This window comes from Paenibacillus amylolyticus (genome assembly GCF_003719335.1).
Classification (GTDB): domain Bacteria; phylum Bacillota; class Bacilli; order Paenibacillales; family Paenibacillaceae; genus Paenibacillus; species Paenibacillus amylolyticus_D.
Genome location: NZ_RIAS01000009.1, coordinates 163,987 through 182,462, shown reverse-complemented (window position 1 = coordinate 182,462; position 18,476 = coordinate 163,987). Strand labels below are relative to the sequence as shown.

The following is an 18,476-nucleotide window of genomic DNA, read 5'->3' as shown; positions in this document are numbered from 1 at the left end:
AATATTAATCTATCTGGCGAAGAAACTGGAAAGACTTGAGGCTTGACTCTGATACTTACTCATTGCGGTTTCCATCGCTGTGAACTGTTTATAATAACGACTTTCCATGTCTGAGAGTCTTCTTTCTAGTGCAGTAATCTCTGAGTTATATCCTTTGAGCGCCTTACCCATTACACTTTCTTCTTTATAAATACTGTTAACGTCGCCACTAAATTTGGTCGTACCCGCACGCTCTGCGATTTTAGTCATCGCTTTATCCATCTCGGAGTACAACTTGCCGAAAATGGAATCATCCGTGTTCGCCCCTGATCCTTGGAAGAGGTCTGAGACCTGTTGCGGATTATTAATTATTGCTTTTTTAAACTTATCTTCATCCAGATAAATTTTACCATTCTCGAAGTACTTGCCGCCCGTTATTCCGATATTACTCAATTCGCCCATTTTCTCACCCATAATGTTTCTCATGGTGGACGTCAGGCCTGAGAGAATATCATCGTTTTTCAGAAGGCCACTTTTGGCTTTCTCTTCCCACAGCTTAATGTCACTCTCGGACATTGCACTACGCTGATCTTTTGTTAACGGCTGGAAGGTACGATATTTCTCTTCCCCCACCTTGGTGTTGAACAAGGCCAAAATCTTGTTGTAATCCTCGATAAAAGACTTCATCGTTTCGAGCGCTTTATCCGGATCATTCTGTGTCGTAATGGTGAATGGTTTGTCACCTGTTATGGCACCATTTGAGTCTCTGGTTACTGTCTCAGCCAACAAGTTCATTGTCACACCATTGTAAGTAATAACATTACTCGTTGGGGCTGGATTAAGCAAAATCCCATTAATTTTAACAATAGCATCCTTAGCGTTAACGTCTGTAGAGCTTGATCCGAAAAGATCAAACAAAGAATTATCCCCTGCATTTAGCGCTTGAATATTAAGGATACCTGTAGAACCGAGATCTTTCGCAGCAACACTAAACTTCCCGGTTAACTCATCGAAACTTGCTTGTACACCCAGTTCCGATTTACTGTTGATCTTTGCAATTACAGAAGAAACAGTATCTTTACCTGTAAAAGTCATTTCTATATCGTTAATCTTAATTTTATATTCTTTCGTATAATCACTATCTCCGAGACTTGTCGTTGGCTGTCCAAATTTTATTCCATTCGCCAACTCTGCTAAAGATTGTCGTGAAGTAAAGCCTTGCCCGTTGCCATTGGTTACCTTAGCTTTGGCGGTTGCCAGTTGTTCTACAGATACATCCATCTTAATTCCATTTGCAGTTGCACCTGCTTCTGCTCTAACAGCGTCCGTATTGCCTGCAACGACGGCCTTTTGTGTATTCAATGCTGATGATAATCTATATGTCTGCTGCAGCTTCGTGTTACGGAATTCATACATTTTACTATTCAGTTCGCGGTAGCTGTCCCTCTGCCATTCCAATGTTGTTTTCTTTTGATTCAACTTATCCAACGGCGCACGTTTGGCTGTCATCAGCTCTTTGACCATGCTATCAATGTCCATACCGGAAAAACCGTTTACACGCATAAATTCACTCCTCACCTATTAAAATGGATATTGACTCTTTATACTTTCTCGTCAATCAGAATGCCCGCAATTTCCATCATCTTCGCTACCAGATCCAACGTCTGCTCACGCGGAATTTCTCGAAGTACCTCTCCCGTTTCCTTGTTAAGTACTTTGACCATAATATCATTTGTTTTTTCATGGATGCTAATGTCTAATGTGGTCTCTGGCCCTTGCAGTGCCTTCACAGCACGGTCAATATTTCGGATCAGTAACTCTTCACCTACCGGTAACTTTACGCCCTGTCTTTCCTTGCTATAGGCTTCTTTTGCCGTCCTGATGTTTGCAATCTCGCTTCCCGCTTGAGAAGTGCCTACCTGGTTTGGAACCTCGATCGTAGAACTACTTGCAGATGTAGCGGCAGACAATGAAAACTGAATGTTCATCCTTGAATGACCTCCAACTGTGTTCGCATTTATAGTATATATCGGCTTATCGCCTCTCCAGCTTTAGGAAATTTGTAAAATCAAAAAAATCATTTACTAATAAAGTGACTAGAGTGTGATATAACAAAATAAACCTAGTAACCGAAGGCTATTAGGCTGGCATTATTAAAATAAGGGGATATATATGATTTTCTAAATCTACGAAAGGAAATAAATATTTCAAGCAGCGAATTTCCGGAGAAGCGCTCTGGGGTCTTCAACAAACAAATAATTAATAATTAAACTTGCATCAAGCTCATTGTATTCCTCTGTGTCTTAAAATCAGATCACAAATGAGTAGGTCTTCTTCCGTGTCAATATCATAAGAACGTTCTTTAGGAATAACAAATGGCAGAGTTTCATCGTGTAGAAACGTTCTGTTTTCTATGAGCCATTCAGTCTGAGCAATATATATGGCACCATTAAGCTCATAAACGTCAGGTAGATTCTGCCTACGTGAACTAATCTCAACCTGGTTTATGACTGGCTTCATCTTATTATGATCAAGAGTGTACATCCAAAAGGGTGACTTACCGCTAATATTTACACTGACACTAGAAACAGCATTATTCTCTTCGCATCTCTCAATACAAAGGTCAATATCTAACACAGAGCGCAATGGTGAGGTTGGCTGAAGTAACATAACATAATCGAAAGCCGGCATATGTTCAAGAGCATGTAGGACTGGTGCAATACCAGGCGTATCATCTTCAGCCAAATGTATAGGACGAACAAAAGGAACATCACAACCATACTCTTCTGCTGTAGTAATAATCTCTGTATCTTCTGTCGAAAGAATTAAATGATCTATATACTTAGACTTTTTAGCTTCTTCAATTGACCAAGCAATCAAAGGCTTCCCTGCAACAGACCTAAGATTTTTCCTCAAAACACCTTTCGATCCCCCTCTAGCAGGAATTATAGCCAAAATCTTTTTATCATTAATCATGTAATCCTCCGATATCAAGTTACTTCATTATCTTATTTAACGATTTCACAAGGATTTCCATAAGCCACAGCATTATTGCCAATGCTTTTCACGACTACACTGCCTATCCCTATGATAGTACCCTCACCTATACTTAAATTCTGTCTAATTACAGTTTGTGCTCCAATATGAGCGTTGTTACCAATTTTAACACCGCCAGCTAAAACTACACCAGAAGCTACATGAGCATATTCCCCAACATTACAGTCATGTTCAATAATTGCTCCTGAATTCAGTATTGCACAGGAATTGATAACAGAACCTGCGTTTACAATGGCTCTTTTCCCAACGAAGACTCCTTCACCAAATTTCGTATCAGAACCAATGACTGCTGATTTATCAACAATCACAGGTATATGAAAGCCGAAGGCTGTTATTAATTGATGTAACTTGATTCTTGGCTCAGGATTACCGACACTTCCAACCGTAATAAAAGCAGAATGAAATCCTTTATTAATAAACTCTTCAAGTTCTTCATCTGTACCTATTATTGGAACGTCAAGTATATTCTTACCTACATTTTCTCTCTTATCAATAATTGCGATATCTGAATATAAATTCAACCCTATGAGACTATCTAAAACTGATTTGCAGTGTCCTCCACCACCAATTAATAAAATTTTATTCGACGCCATTAAATACCAGTCCTTATTGTATTAAATATAGTATTTAAAATCCTTATACTCAAACATTCACTTCACTAATTCTTCTTTTCTGAAAATCCCCTGATATTCTCTATCCGCTTGCTCAAATTCCGTAATTTGTCCTATATCAAGCCAATATTCATGAATAGGAAAAACTGCCACTTTCTCTCCATTAGCCACAAGTTCCTTAAACAAGGTAGGCATATCATAAAATTCTCCATGGGGGATATAATCAAAAACTGCAGCATCCAGAACATACACGCCTGCATTTACAAAGCTACAATGCACCGGCTTCTCATTAATATTGATTAGATTCGTTCCATCTGTTTCTACTACACCGTAAGGAATCTGGTACTGATATTCTCTCACACACATTGTCGCAATTGCATCTTGCTCTATATGAAATTGCATAAGATGTTGAAAATTAATTTGTGTAAGCAGATCTCCATTCATTACAAAAAAGGGTTCTTTAGGGCGATCAGTTAATAAAGAGAGTGCTCCAGCTGTCCCCATTCTCTTCTCTTCTTCTATATAATCAATATTTATGTTATGTGCTTCTCCGTTAAGAAAGTAATCTTTAATTATCTCTTTTTTATAATTTACAGAGAAAATAAATTGAGAAAAACCAAATTGTTTAAATCCGTCAACAATGGTTTCTAAAATTGGCTTATTTCCTACTTTTAACATAGGTTTAGGAATTTCATTGGTTAGGGGGCGTAATCTGGTCCCTAATCCCCCAAGCATTAGAACAACTTTGTTATGCTTCGTTCCATGTTCCATTCTATCAGCAAAAAGTACATCAACCACTTTATTTTGTTTATTAACAATCGGTAATTGCCTAAGCCTTTTAACACTCATACTATGCTTATATACATTAGGATGCTGCCCAGCAAGTTCACTTACAGGATTAGAGTTCATGATCATTTTTATGGAGACATCTAGTCCGTATCCTTTAAGCAGACCTCGTCTTATGTCTCCATCTGTTACAGTCCCTAACAAACAACCATTGTTATCAACAACAACTGCAAATTGTAAGGATGACTCGTTGATAACCTTCATGGTTTCTAATAAGTTCCTGTCATCTTGTACGATCACTTTCTCCCATAGTTTCATAAGCGCATCCCTTCTTCCATCATAGAATCTATTTCTCTATCATTTCGTGACTACCAATAACTTTATTATCGGAGAACGATTCTGTTATTTTATATCTAATCACTAATTTTTAACGTTCTTAAATCTCAAACTATCTTGAAAGAAATACCTCCAAACACATTCAACACCTTATGAATACTCAATTAACTCATCTTCCTTGAAATCTCTAGAAGCTTTTTTACCAAGAAGTGCCCAATATTTCTTAGGCTCGATACCACTACCTGGTCTTTTAACAGTAATATTGCTCATCGTGAATTCCTCGCCTGCTCGAATAGATTCTTTTGCAACAATACTTTTACGAGCTGGGATACGATTCTGGAATTCATTCTCACTAGGTCTTTTAATCCCATCTCCAAGTGCCGTTTCTACTTCTCTAATGCCACTAACGAAAGCCTTTAATTCATCTGGCTCTAGCGATGCCTTATGATCCGGTCCTTCCAAGGAGCGGTCTAACGTAAAATGCTTTTCTACTACTGTAGCTCCCATACCCACTGCAACCATTGCAAGATTAATCCCCGCTGAGTGGTCTGAAAAGCCAACAGGAACCTGAAATTCTTGCTCTAATGTTTTTATTGCCTTCAAATTAATTGATTCAGTTGGAGCTGGGTATTGTGTAGTGCAATGAAGCAAAACAACATGCTCATGAAGTAATGCCTTAGCATGATCTGTATGGTAAAAAGTCTTTACATGTTGCTCATTAACAGGTTCTGTCGGATTAGCAAACCCATATGCTATATAAGAAAGTGCCTCGTGAATCTCATCTAAATCGGCCATTCCTGTTGACACGATCATCTTATTTCCTTTGGTTGCGATATAATGCAAAAAAGGCGCGTTGGTAAGCTCGCCAGAGGGTATTTTAACTTTATCGATGCCCAGTCTATCCATTAAAAAGTCAGCACTATCCACATCAAAAGGTGTGGATAGAAATTCTATATTTTGCATTTTACAAAAAGCCTGCAAATGTTCGAATTCTTCGTAACTGAGTTCCAACTTTTTTAGCATTTCAAATTGGGAGGAAGATCCTTTCAAATTTTTGATTTGATATTCTGCTTGTTCAGCATTTTTAGTTACTAGACTCTCTGCCTTAAAAGTTTGAAATTTTACAGCATTTGCTCCGGAATCTTTAGCCACCTTAATCAATTCTTTAGCCATTTCCAATGAACCATTATGATTAACTCCGACCTCAGCAATAATATAAGTTTTCATGGTATGCTCCCTTGAATAAAAAAACATATTATTTAAAATCATAGAATTTTTTTAAAAGTATGTTACCAAGCTTACTTTCTTTTAAGATCAGGGCTATTTTCTCGGAAGTATTACCTTCACCATATAACAAAGGGGCACTCTTGATCTCTTCTTTGAAAGAAGCTGAGAGGCCTTTTATTATTGCAGCCTTTATATCATCTATTGAAAAGGAACAATCAATGACAGATGCAGCTTTGAGCCTCCCCTGTTGACGTATTCCTATATTTATAGTTGGTTTCTCGAAAACTGGACTTTCTAAAAGTCCACTAGAAGAATTACCAATCACCATTTCACAATGGCGAACAGCGTTCAAGTATCTAACTTGTCCAAGCGAGGTATAGACTCTTGTACGGTCAGGATTCCGCTCAACGTACGCCTCAATATATTTATTTATAATCCGCCCATCGGTGTCGGCATTTGTTTTCGTAAACAGGATTTGATAATTGGGGAATTGATCCAAGGCCTTAAGCAGATTCTGAATTTGTATCTCTGAAGAACTGCCTTCCAAAGTAGTTGGATGCAACGTAACTAGAAAAAATTTTTCTAATTGAAAATGAATACTCTCAGATAATTCTACTATATCCATACATTTTGTTTTTCGTATACCTTCTATTCCTAACGCTCCAACATTATAGACGGTCTCCGGCTGTTCGCCCAATTGAATTACACGATTTTTATATTCCTCAGAAGCAGTAAAATGAAAATGTGCCATTTTGGTTATAGAATGACGGATAGCATCATCTATAGCTCCTTGAGTCAATTCCCCCCCATGGATATGAGCTATTGGAATCCTCATAATCATAGCGGCCTGAGCTGCTGCAAAAATTTCAAAACGATCACCTAAAACTAATAGAATATCAGGTTTGATTCTTTCAAGTGCATCAGCAAATGAAATAACACCCAATCCTACTGATTTCGTTATCGCCGTCGTTGAATCTCCAGAGATCAACATCTCAATCTTTTCATCTATAACAAAACCATCTTCTTCAATTTCCTTGTACGTTAGACCAAACTCTGGGGACAGATGCATCCCCGTGACTATAAGTTTCAACTCAAGTCCAGGCTCATGTATTATTCGCTTCATCAGGTGGTGTAGCAACCCATACTCTGCTCTAGTCCCAGTAACAATACAGATTTTACGATTCAACGGTAGATACCTCACTTAATGGTGTGCTAGGCATACTAATTATAACTGCATTTAAATACTCTGTTTCACTAAGATCGCTTCTAGGACATGATTGATATATCTTCAATGTGTGCAAAGGGCTCCAGACTGGACGACACATTACTCCCTGCCCATTTAAGAATTCAAGAATTTCTTCTTTATGATTCTCGTCTTCGATAAGCATCGTTTGTAACCAATAGTTACTTCTTGCCATTGGAATTTCTTTAAATAATCTAACCCCTTCAATTTCTTCGAGCCAGAGAGAATAGGTTTCTGTTAATTTACGTTTAGACTCAATAAAAGAAGGAAGCTTCTCTAATTGGGCACATCCTAGTGCTGCATTTAGATTAGGCATTCGATAGTTAAAACCGATCTCATCATGCAGATACATCCATTGATGTGGAACTTTTGCCGTGGTAGTCAAATGTTTAGCATAATCCGCCAAGGTCTCATCATCCGTTAGGATAGCTCCACCTCCACCAGTTGTGATGATCTTATTTCCATTAAAACTAACAGCACTAACCCGTCCAAAGCTCCCCGTATGTTTTTCTTTATAGTAGCTACCTAATGACTCAGCTGCATCTTCCACAAGTTCAAGATTGAACTTCTCACACACTGAAACTAACTCATCCATCATACAAGGATGACCAAAAGTATGCATAGGTACCATTGCTTTAATTCGACGGTTTGTATTTTTGTTATACAACTCTCCCTGCCGAAATTCCCCAATAGAATCCAAGTATCTTTCCAATTTCATTGGATCTATTCCTAGTGAATCTCTATTCACATCAACAAAATGAGGAATAGCCCGAATGTAAGTTACAGCATTGGCTGTTGCAACAAAGGTCAAAGAAGGAATGAGAACTTCATCCTCTTCTACCACGCCAACAAGCTTTAAAGAGATATGCAATGCTGCTGTCCCATTTACGACAGCTACTGCTCGCTTCACACCCACAAAACGAGCTAATTCTTCCTCGAAACGATTAACATAAGAACCAACAGAGGATACCCATCCAGATTTGACACAATCCGTTACATATTCAACCTCTTTATGATTAAAGGTCGGCTCATGGAGTCCGACCACTTCTTTTTGATATTCAGCTTTTATTAACGTGGCTAATTCCATCCATTGTTTATTATTCATAAGTTGTACACATCAGCTTTATATCTTGATAAATTATCTTCGTCAGTAAACCAATTAATCGTTGCTTGTAACCCTCTACGAAACCCCTCTTTTTGTCCAAACATCGGTTCCCACCCCAATAAGTCTTTTGCCTTCTGATTGTTACACCAGAGTCGCTCCACTTCGCTTTTTTCAGGTCTAAGACGATCTTCATCAGTTTCTATCACTAACTTTACGCCCATGATGTCCGCAATAGTATCAGCAGTCTCACCTATGGAAACTTCATAGTTAGATCCAATATTAATAACTTCTCCAATGGATTGATCCGATTCCATAACAGAGATAAATCCATTCACCGTATCTTCCACATAATTAAAATCACGTGTTGGAGTAACCGAACCAAGCTTAATATTATGAATTCCATTTGCAATCTGACTAATAATTGTAGGAATAACTGCACGGGCAGACTGACGTGGTCCATACGTATTAAATGGTCGTATTACGGAAATTGGGGTTTCAAATGAACGATAAAATGACAACGCCATTTGATCTGCACCAATTTTCGATGCAGAGTAAGGGGATTGTCCTTGAAGCGGATGATCTTCGTCGATTGGAACGTACAACGCTGTACCATAAACTTCACTAGTTGAAGTGTGCACGACTTTATCCACATTTAACTCTTTGGCAGCCTGTACGATATTTAAGGTGCCCACAATATTCGTATCAATATATGTGGATGGTGAATGATAAGAATAGGGAATCGCGATTAATGCTGCCAGGTGCAACACGTGAGTACATCCAACCATGGCCTGTTTTACACCAAAAGGATCCCTGATATCTCCTGCAAATACCTCGAGCTGTGATTTAACATCCATTGAGCTTTGATCTAACCATCCCCACGAGTTGAAGGAGTTATAGTTAACAAACGCTTTAACGTTATATCCCCTTTTGACAAGTTCTTCGGTTAAATGAGAGCCAATGAATCCATCAGCACCTGTAACCAAAATTTTCAACAGAATCATCCTTTACAGAAAATGTTTTTACAGCACCTTTTCAGAAAATTATATCTCTCGCAATATAGTGAGGTTTTAATAAAGCAACGTTACTCTCCCAAGCTTTCAGCCGTTTCTGCTAGTAAGGAAGTAATTTCATTTAAGGTATATACAGCGACATCTAAAAACCCAAGATTAACCTCTTGTGCTTTAATAACATTATTGGCATTAATCACTCGCTCTATAGTATATAAGTTCCATACAGAGGTTCTCATCGCTGGCTGTAAACAGTGCCGTATTAGCCAATTGTCTAATACTAGCAAAAAAAAGTCTTCGGTTCGATCAATCTTCTTCAGCGCTTCTTTCAATTCGGCTTCAGAAGAATTCTCATTTATTTTAACACGTCTAACTTGTTTTTGTTGTTTCTCGAACTGAAGTTTAATATCCAAAAAATGTCTATACTGTTCTCTCATAATTTCCTTTAGCCGTTGCTTCTCAAGAGGATAGTTCGGTATTTCTTGTAAAACTTCTGGCATAGGTTTTATCTTATCGTTACAGTACCTCTTCCCAACTTCTTCTAAGCTTAACTGTTCAGTATACGCAATTTTGGCTCCACCTTCTGTGGAATTAATGACATGTAACTTCTTGTTCGTAATTTCTAATTCAAACCACGTTCGAAATGTATTCCAAATTTCTGTAGTAGCAACTCTCCCTCCGTAATAACCCTCCGTTTCCAAGAGGTCAAATGAGGAGTACATGCTACTTGTTAAATCTTTGTCATCATAGATCGTGCCTCCAGCATGCGTCTCTCCAACCGTATCCCCGTAAGCCAAATCCTGCCCCAGCAATATAATTGGAGAAGCTCCAATGTGCTCAGCGACACCAAAAGCTACATGAGCACAAGATAGACCGATACTTATAGAGCTATCGTCCCCTAACCCTAAGACTTCTTTCAACCATATAAACTCTCCTACATTTTCACGCATAGGTATAACAAGTTTACCAGGGAACTCTTCCAATATGTTGGGGTACAGAACTAGGGGACCAACAAGTGTTGATTCAACAGGATACTTCTTGCCTTCATAGAAATAAGTGTAGGTCTCTATTCCTCGTTCTACCGAACAAATAAAGTCAGGAATAATCCCTTCATCACAAAGACGTTGAGCAATGGTATCCACAGCAATAATAACGACTTTATCTTTCAAGTCATGTAATTGATTGATATTTTTATTTAAAGACGGACCGGCAGCCACGACTACAGCTGGCACGTTACGCATTGTATTCTTGAGTAGTGAAACATCTTTCGAACGAGTAAGATGCTTGAGGTTTTTCATATGATTTTTAAATCCTATCAAACTATCTTCTACAGAGTTACCGTACAACATTGTTTTATAGCTTACGGACTCTTTAATTATTTTAACCACAGCCAAACTGGACTGAAGATCTTGTTCACGATACATATGAGTAAAATAAAATTTGATCGTCTTCACATAGAAAATAGCATTAGTTAATAGATATTTATCTAAAAATCGAGATAGATTACTTATTTTATCAGCGAACAAAACCGCTCCCGGTCTTTGAAGGAATGAAAGATCCTTTTCTTGCAACGAATAGCTAAACAAGGGGAGATTAGGTTCAATGATGACTAACAAAGACTCGTCGCCCATCAATGTAATAAGTTTTTGAATTTCTTCTATAGAATAAATTCCTAGAACAAAAATCAGTTCCCGTTTTAAAGGGTTGGGCTGATTGGAATCATCGAATTCATTTTTTAAAAAAAACGACTGCTCTCCATTGATGAATATTTCATTCCCGTTACTATCCACTTCAAAGGAGATTTGCTCTAACTCACTTTCATCAGGCATTCCAATCCAGTGATCGGCGTTAGCTGATAGAATCTCAATATTCCGATCCATTAACTCCATTCTGCTTGCTCCCTTATGCATAATTTTCTTAATAATCAGAGATTCACTACAGCACCTAGTATAGCAAGAAAGCCCCACCAAGTGGGGCTTTCTTGAACTGATCAGAAATCATCTTAGTACAGACTTCTGTTAAAGCTTCAATTATCTCAACAATTGCAGTACGCCTTGTGGTTGTTGATTTGCTTGAGCCAACATAGCTTGAGCTGCTTGAGCCAAGATGTTGTTCTTCGTTTGGCTCATCATTTCTTTTGCCATGTCAACGTCACGGATACGGGATTCAGCAGCAGTCAGGTTCTCGGAAGCTGTTCCCAAGTTGTTGATTGTGTGCTCCAGACGGTTTTGTACAGCACCCAGTTTAGCACGTTCGCTGGAAACCAGGGAAGTCGCTTTGTCCAGAACTGCGATTGCTTTAGAAGCATCTTCACGAGTGGAGATGTTCAGAGCAGCTTCGCCTTTAATATCGTTAGAGCCGTTAGTAACGTTGTTATCTTTCGTGAAACCAGCTTGTCCAGCATTTCCTGTGATACCCAGTGCTGCTGCACGAACATCGTTAATTTGCAAGGACATCGATTGGCCTGTATTTGCACCAATTTGGAACTTCGTGGAGAAGCCTACTCCTTGTGCTCCAGCACCTACCACTTGTTGAACGTTACCGATTGTTGCAGTGCTCGCAATACCCAGACCTAATGCAGTAGTACCAGCGCCCACTTTAATATCTTTACCTGTCTCGGACAGGAACTGAAGTTTGTTATCTTTAGACAAGGAAGCTGTAACTTTGCTGTCCATGCCAGCTGCTTGCAAAGATGCATTCAAATCTTTAACGAGTGATTCCATAGCAGCTTTAGCTACGTTAGCATCAGCATTTGTAGTATCATATGTTTTTGGAGTAGTGCCTGTGTTCAGGTTAACAGTCACTTCACTCTCAGAACCAATTGTGAATTTGATTGTTGAACCAGAAGCAATGGAAACAGCTGCAGCAGTAAGGGCAGTAGCACCTTGGAGTCCTGCACGTTCTACTGTTGAAGGGTCTCCTTTAACTTTAATCGAAGTCGCAACACTCGCTCCCAAAGCTGTAGCATTTACGAACTCCATTTTGCTTGTTGCGCCTGAAGACTTAGCAGTGAACTCAAGTGTATTACCAGCACCTACTTTAATGTCTACCAGATCAGACAATTTAACTCCACCAGATGTAGTAGCATCCAACGCAGTTTTCAATGCTTTAGCGTTTTCTGCCGCAGTGGAAGTTCCTACGCCAGCAGTCACAGCGGAAAGTGCAAATGTTTTATCATCAATCGTAATTTTTGCACCCGCACCAAATGTAATAGCACCAGTAGCGATTGCAGTACCCATTGCTTTTTTAGCGTTTGTAGCTTGAGTCAGTTTCTCGCTGTCACTTGAACCAATACCACCGTTAAGCAACTTTTGAGTATTGAACTCAGTAGTGTTACCGATACGGTTAACTTCGGAAGTCAATTGGTTCATCTCGTCTTGCAGTGCTTGACGGTCGGAATCTGTGTTTGTTCCGTTCGCGGATTGGTTAGAAATCTCACGCATACGTTGCAGGATGGAGTGAGTTTCGTTCAATGCACCCTCAGCTGTTTGGATCAAAGAGATACCATCTTGAGCGTTACGGGAAGCTTGGTCCAAACCACGGATTTGGCCGCGCATTTTTTCGGAAATTGCCAAACCGGCAGCATCGTCACCAGCACGGTTGATGCGAAGACCCGAAGACAATTTTTCGATGTTTTTGTTAGTGTTGCTAGTGTTGATGGACAATTGGCGGTGAGTGTTCAACGCCGGAATATTGTGGTTGATAATCATTGAGTGTTTCCTCCCTGAAATAAGTTAGTTCCACATCCTTGTGGTAAACGCCGCGACATTAAGGTCGGCCGCCCTGCCGAAGCAGCGTCTAAATTATATATCGACGGGAGGTGAGCAACTGTTTATAGCAAATGGGAAATTTTTAATCTTTTTTTAATCCATTATTTCGAAGACGTTCCATGAATGCTTCAACATCGGCAGCCAGCGGTGTAGCAGACTCCCGGTTTGCGTCCTGAATTGCGGCATAAATCTCTTGGCGAAAGATATCAATATGCTTTGGTGCGGATATGCCGATTCTTACGGTATCCCCTTCCACAGCAAGTACCGTGACTTCGATCTGATCCTGGATGACAATGGACTCACCCTTTTTCCTGGACAAAACGAGCATATTACACTCCACCTTTCACGGATCTCGCATCTTCTTCCTCTTCGGCCCAGATCAGATGTCGTGTATCGTATCCGGACTGATGAAGTACAACTTGTTTGCCCAGTTGTTTTTCCGGATTAAGTACGACTGGTGCCAGGAGATTCATTGTCGATTTATTGGCTTGCGAATGGATGGTAACCAGAGAGAATACGGCGACTTGTTCGTCAATCTGCAACTCTTCTTTATCCACTTCACTCAACTCAAAGCTGTAGTCAGGCGCAAACGTAAAAGGACTCACTAACAAGAAAGACAACTCCTTCTCACGCACAGATTGCAAATAACTAAACGGTGTGTCTTCCCACGGGATTAGTGCAAATTCTGTTTCTTCTTCAAATCCAGGTAATCCTTTGGGAAATTGATAGATTTCTTTCTCCTGAACTTCAACTTCTCCCCACATGCTTGTCTGAATAAAAATAATAAACGCCTCCTTGGCGATGATTTTGTACAAAAAAAGCCATAGAGGGCTTCGTCCGAGACCGTCTATAGCTCACATTATAACTTATAACGCCATATCGATGGCTGGCGGTGTGTATTTAACGGATGCATATTGCTTCACATAGATGTCCAGCTTGCCTCGTTGATACTCAATCTCCGGTTTGTTTACCGTCACATTCAGCTCAGAAACCGCCGGATCATAACTAATATCGGGTGGCCTTGTATTGATGCGGATCTCCACGTTATCAAAAGAAGCAGGAGTTCGCGTCTCTGGAAACGGCTGAGGCATCCAATCGCTGCCCACAATGTTCGCAATCGTATTGCCTGGTTTGTGAATAGCAGCGAGCTGGTTCCCTTGTTCTACTCGCGCAGCGAGATTTTGAAGGAAATTTTGCTGAATTCCCGAGTAGATTCGGGCATTCATATCAATCATATTACCGCCTGTATAGGCGGCGAATGCTTGGCTTTGATCTACATTAAGCTCAATCGGATGACTCTGAACCGTAAGTTTAGCCGGCTTAGTCTGAAGCTGTACATCGGCTTTGGGCTGACGGATAGAATATTTTCCAGGGTCGGCATCAATATTTAATATAGAAGGGGTTGTCTGAATCTGTACCACAGGAAGGATCTTCATACTGCACCCACTCCTCTTATCTCAGGAAATCCACCAGAGAAGGTGATATGATTTTTGCGCCAACAGACAACGAGGCGTTATAGATATTTTCCTGGATTTTAGATTTCAAAGACAGTTCTGCAATATCGGCATCCTCGACTTTGGCTTGCAGATCCGTCAGGTTAATACCCAGATCATCCAAACGCCCCATCATCAGATCAACACGGTTTGTTTTTGCTCCAATTTCGGATCGGATCGACAATATTTTCCCCATACGAGAATCCATGATGTCCAGTTGATTAGACAATTCCTTTTGGTCGCCATCTTGTAATGCTTGCATAACGGTATTCATGATCACAAATAGATTGTCTTGTTCTGTAGCTGTACCGAAAACTTCATTCCCGCTTACATTGATAGGCAGTTGCACACTTTCACCTACAATGAAATTGATCTTCCCTTGGTCCGTCACTACCGAAGCAGCATTGGTCGTATCTAGCGTACCATCCGCATTAGAAGGAAAATCATAAGGTTTGACATCATAGGTCTCCCCATTAAAAATGTATTTCCCATTAAGCTTACTATTCGAAATATCAATAAGCTGTTCCTTCAGCTGTTTTACCTCTTCATTAATGCTATCGAGTGCGGTCTGAGGATTAGTTCCTGTTGTCGCTTGAACCGTCAATTCACGCAAACGCTGAACAACGTTACCAGCCTGATTCAGCACGGTATCATTAAATTCCAACCAGGAAACGGCACTATCCACGTTTTTCTGATATTGCTCATTAGATGATAATTCAGCACGGTAACGAAGGGAGTACGTGATCCCTACCGGATCATCCGAAGGCTTGTTGATTTTACGCCCCGTAGCCAGTTGAGTCTGAGTGTTGTTCATCTGTTGTGCATTCCTGTTGAGGTTCATTAGCAGTTGCGCACCCAACATATTATTTGTAATTCTCATGGTCTGTCATGTCACTCCCTTCGATTATCTGCCTACCATACCCGTAGAGTTAATCAATTTATCTAACAGTTGATCGTATGTGGTCATAAAACGTGCTGATGCACTGTACGCATGCTGGAACTTGATCATGTTCCCCATCTCTTCATCCAGTGATACACCACTGACGGATTGACGCCGTGTATCCACTTGCTGTACCAAAAACTCGGAGTTGGAAGTCTGACGTGCGGCTTCCTGCGATTGAACACCTAACTGTCCCACAATGGCACTAAATTGAGCACCAATCGTTGCACTACTTAGACCATCTGCCGATTTCATCGGCGTATCCTTAAGGTTTGCGATCAAGTTCGCAAGAGTGTTGTTCCCCTTAATCACCGTTTCCGTGCCGGAAGCCGTTGTCGTCCGCAGGGATGTTGCAATTTTACTTGGATCAGCCAATATTGCAGCATTCAAGGAGATATTTCCGGCAGTAATTGCAGTTCCGCCTCCAGCCGCAGTAAAGAACGGTAATCCTCCATTATTCGTTCCATCCATGCTGTAACCCAGTTGATGCAATCCGTTCAGCCCTTTTACTGTAACCTTCATGTCACTGGTCAGTGTCCGCGCTGCGCCCGTAAGGCCCAACGAATTGTTTTCCGGCAACACGGAGCCCGCAGGTATGGTGATATCAATATCTCCATTGGCCAGCGTATTCGCTAAGTCATCCATCTGTTTACGATAATCACTCACCAGCGTATCTCTGGATCTGATCATACCGTGAACTTCACCGTTGGTGAGCGTACCCGCTGTATAGGCATTATTCAAAAACGCTGAATCTACAGTAGCTTGAACAGCCCCACCCGTTACAAGCTCCTGTCCATTCATCTGAATCTGGTAGCCCTGTGGTGTATCGGTAACGGTAATATTCATAATTTTGGACAGCTTGTCTGCCATTAAGTCACGTTGGTCACGCAAATCGTTTGCGTTATCGCCAAGGGATTCAACCTTTACGATTGCACTATTCAGGTTTGCAATGTTACCCAGATAACCCTGAATTTCATTACTTTTCACCGCAATATTACTATCCAAATCCTGACTTAGAGAGTCTAATTGGCGACTAATCTGGTTCATCGCGTCGGTAAGAGCCAGAGTGGTCTCTTTAACAATTCGGCGAGCCGTAACGTCTTCCGGGTTTTTACTTAGATCTGACCAGGATTTATAGAAATTATCCATAACCGTACGAAAACCAGTTTTGGAAGGTTCGTTGACAATTGCCTCAAGTTTCTCCAGTGTATCCCGTTGAATGGACCAACTCCCGAAGTTGGTATTTTCGTTGCGATATTGGTCATCCAGAAATTTCTCGCGAACACGGGTGATCGAGTCGAACTCTACCCCCGTTCCGAGTTGCCCTGGTGATGTACTATGCAAAAATGCAAACGGCTCCATAGGAATGGATGCTTGCATATTTACTTTCTGACGTGAGTACCCCTCCGTGTTGGCGTTGGCTACGTTATGACCTGTTGTGCTAAGAGCGGTCGTCTGTGCAAACAAACTGCGTTTAGCCGTTTCGATTGAATGAAATGTAGATGTCACCTGGTTTCCCCCTATTTAATCAGGCACGCGTGTCGAACAGACCGATTCGTCCTGGATTGCCGTGCTTATCAGCAGGATGCTGATAAGTTGCATCCTGTTCAGGCCTCGAAGCAAAGATGTCCATCGATAGATCAATAAACATTAACGATTGTTCAATTAACTTTTGATTGAGTTGATTGATATCTTTCAATTCTTGTAATGTTCCCGCCAGCTTCTTCTGAACTTCAAACAATCGCTGTTTGTCAGCCGGATCAAAGATCAGCTTGGAAATCTCGGTAATATTCAGGTTCAGCATGGACTTAATGCCACGCTCCTGAAGCAGTTCGTGGACAGCGTGTAGTCGTTCTGTTTCAAGCGGCTCCTGCTGTTTCATAAACTTGGATTCCTTATTCATGATAGCAATAAGCTGGTCTACATCATTTTTGACGATAACTTCTCGTTTAACCTGACTGAGTGCCAGCATATCACGGTGACTTTGCTCCATCTGCTCTAAAACTGCAATTAATCTGTCCAGTGCTGCCATTACATAATCACCTATTCCTTATCAAAAGACTTGAAATACGGTAGCAGCTTGTCAGCAAGCTTGCTACTGTCCACCTGGTATGTTCCCGAGCTTACCTGCTCTTTCAACTCCTGAATTCGTTGCAGCCGTCCTGCATCTTGCGTACGTCCTTGTTCTTCGAGCATCTTCATCGCCTCCGGAGAAATGGATACTTCATCCTTACGGCGGCTTTTCTTGGTCTCAGCCTGCTGATTGGATTCAACATTCCTCTGATATGAATTGATGGCTCCAATTCGACTTGGTTCATTGATTTTCATTCGAAGTGCACTTCCTTTCACCTGAATTTTTTTCGTTGATATACGTATTTCTTTCTTTATCTTTATGTGTTCGAAATGAGTAGGATAATAAAAAAAACCGATAATCTTTAATAAGTTTATCGGTACGTTCCAAAACATTTGTTATAGCATTATTCGTATTTAAGACCACGTTCCTATGAATTGCGCAGTTTGTCGACGGCATTGTAGGTTCGTCCGCCTACTTGGTTGTTATCCTTCTGGCCTACTTCACGAGCTGCCCCAGCCAAGTCTTTCGTTAGTCGAGTACGGCAGGAATCGCACATATGGCCTTCACGAATCAGCATTCCGCACACTTCACAAGGATACATCATATTCGGGGCGTTTTCGATGGAAATCCGTCCCTCTCGAATAAACTTCGTGATGGTTTTGATTGAAACTTCTGTCGCATCCGACAGTTCCTGTATGTTGGCGCCTTTATTCTCGCGCAAATAGTCTACACAGATCTGGTATTCCTGCTCCATTTCCTTGATACAGTTCGAGCACACATCACGAAAATTCAATGCATACAATTTGCCGCAACGAGGACAATTCCCTAAATTCATCGCTAAAACTCCC

19 protein-coding genes are annotated in these 18,476 nt (G+C 40.6%); all 19 read right to left on the bottom strand.

Annotation, left to right across the window (positions count from 1 at the left end):
* Positions 1-9 precede the first annotated feature (9 nt).
* Complete coding sequence (fliD, locus tag EC604_RS17340) at positions 10-1,542, bottom strand: flagellar filament capping protein FliD (RefSeq protein WP_123065352.1); 1,533 nt, start codon at positions 1,540-1,542, stop codon at positions 10-12.
* 38 nt (positions 1,543-1,580) lie between these two features.
* On the bottom strand, positions 1,581-1,967 hold the full coding sequence (locus EC604_RS17335; RefSeq protein ID WP_123065351.1) for a flagellar protein FlaG: 387 nt from the start codon (positions 1,965-1,967) through the stop codon (positions 1,581-1,583).
* A 295-nt stretch (positions 1,968-2,262) separates the two neighbouring features.
* Entirely contained in the window at positions 2,263-2,955 is a 693-nt protein-coding gene (locus tag EC604_RS17330) for a cytidylyltransferase domain-containing protein (protein ID WP_123065350.1), read from the bottom strand.
* A gap of 32 nt (positions 2,956-2,987) precedes the next feature.
* The gene (locus EC604_RS17325) at positions 2,988-3,629 is read right to left on the bottom strand and encodes an acetyltransferase (RefSeq protein WP_123065349.1); all 642 of its coding nucleotides are present in this window, start codon (positions 3,627-3,629) and stop codon (positions 2,988-2,990) included.
* Between the two features lie 57 nt (positions 3,630-3,686).
* Positions 3,687-4,733, bottom strand: a complete 1,047-nt coding sequence (locus tag EC604_RS17320) for a nucleotidyltransferase family protein (protein ID WP_345789273.1) — start codon at positions 4,731-4,733, stop codon at positions 3,687-3,689.
* 186 nt (positions 4,734-4,919) lie between these two features.
* Complete coding sequence (neuB, locus tag EC604_RS17315) at positions 4,920-5,996, bottom strand: N-acetylneuraminate synthase (RefSeq protein ID WP_123065347.1); 1,077 nt, start codon at positions 5,994-5,996, stop codon at positions 4,920-4,922.
* Positions 5,997-6,024: 28 nt separating this feature from the next.
* Positions 6,025-7,182 carry a UDP-N-acetylglucosamine 2-epimerase gene (gene neuC, locus EC604_RS17310; protein WP_123065346.1) on the bottom strand — a complete coding sequence of 386 codons (1,158 nt, stop codon included), beginning with the start codon at positions 7,180-7,182 and terminating at the stop codon, positions 6,025-6,027.
* Positions 7,172-8,344 (bottom strand): LegC family aminotransferase, encoded by a 1,173-nt coding sequence (locus EC604_RS17305; protein WP_123065345.1) that lies wholly within the window; start codon positions 8,342-8,344, stop codon positions 7,172-7,174. The genes neuC and EC604_RS17305 overlap by 11 nt, the downstream gene beginning before the upstream one ends.
* Entirely contained in the window at positions 8,341-9,345 is a 1,005-nt protein-coding gene (locus EC604_RS17300; RefSeq protein ID WP_192895126.1) for an NAD-dependent 4,6-dehydratase LegB, read from the bottom strand. The genes EC604_RS17305 and EC604_RS17300 overlap by 4 nt, the downstream gene beginning before the upstream one ends.
* 80 nt (positions 9,346-9,425) lie before the next feature.
* The gene (locus tag EC604_RS17295; protein ID WP_161556968.1) at positions 9,426-11,240 is read right to left on the bottom strand and encodes a motility associated factor glycosyltransferase family protein; all 1,815 of its coding nucleotides are present in this window, start codon (positions 11,238-11,240) and stop codon (positions 9,426-9,428) included.
* 141 nt (positions 11,241-11,381) lie between these two features.
* Complete coding sequence (locus tag EC604_RS17290; protein WP_123065342.1) at positions 11,382-13,061, bottom strand: flagellin; 1,680 nt, start codon at positions 13,059-13,061, stop codon at positions 11,382-11,384.
* Positions 13,062-13,203: 142 nt separating this feature from the next.
* Positions 13,204-13,449: a carbon storage regulator CsrA gene (gene csrA / locus EC604_RS17285; protein ID WP_123065341.1), complete on the bottom strand. Its 246-nt coding sequence runs from the start codon at positions 13,447-13,449 to the stop codon at positions 13,204-13,206.
* Position 13,450: 1 nt separating this feature from the next.
* Positions 13,451-13,936, bottom strand: a complete 486-nt coding sequence (gene fliW, locus EC604_RS17280; protein WP_240036980.1) for a flagellar assembly protein FliW — start codon at positions 13,934-13,936, stop codon at positions 13,451-13,453.
* Positions 13,937-13,987: 51 nt separating this feature from the next.
* On the bottom strand, positions 13,988-14,557 hold the full coding sequence (locus EC604_RS17275) for a DUF6470 family protein (RefSeq protein ID WP_123065340.1): 570 nt from the start codon (positions 14,555-14,557) through the stop codon (positions 13,988-13,990).
* 16 nt (positions 14,558-14,573) lie between these two features.
* The gene (gene flgL / locus EC604_RS17270) at positions 14,574-15,494 is read right to left on the bottom strand and encodes a flagellar hook-associated protein FlgL (protein ID WP_123065339.1); all 921 of its coding nucleotides are present in this window, start codon (positions 15,492-15,494) and stop codon (positions 14,574-14,576) included.
* Between the two features lie 24 nt (positions 15,495-15,518).
* Positions 15,519-17,063, bottom strand: a complete 1,545-nt coding sequence (flgK, locus tag EC604_RS17265; RefSeq protein ID WP_123065338.1) for a flagellar hook-associated protein FlgK — start codon at positions 17,061-17,063, stop codon at positions 15,519-15,521.
* 19 nt (positions 17,064-17,082) lie between these two features.
* Positions 17,083-17,586, bottom strand: coding sequence for a flagellar protein FlgN (locus EC604_RS17260; protein ID WP_123065337.1), 504 nt, complete (start codon positions 17,584-17,586; stop codon positions 17,083-17,085).
* An 11-nt stretch (positions 17,587-17,597) separates the two neighbouring features.
* Positions 17,598-17,882 carry a flagellar biosynthesis anti-sigma factor FlgM gene (gene flgM / locus EC604_RS17255; protein WP_123065336.1) on the bottom strand — a complete coding sequence of 95 codons (285 nt, stop codon included), beginning with the start codon at positions 17,880-17,882 and terminating at the stop codon, positions 17,598-17,600.
* A gap of 173 nt (positions 17,883-18,055) precedes the next feature.
* Positions 18,056-18,463, bottom strand: a complete 408-nt coding sequence (locus tag EC604_RS17250; RefSeq protein WP_123065335.1) for a TIGR03826 family flagellar region protein — start codon at positions 18,461-18,463, stop codon at positions 18,056-18,058.
* Positions 18,464-18,476 lie beyond the last annotated feature (13 nt).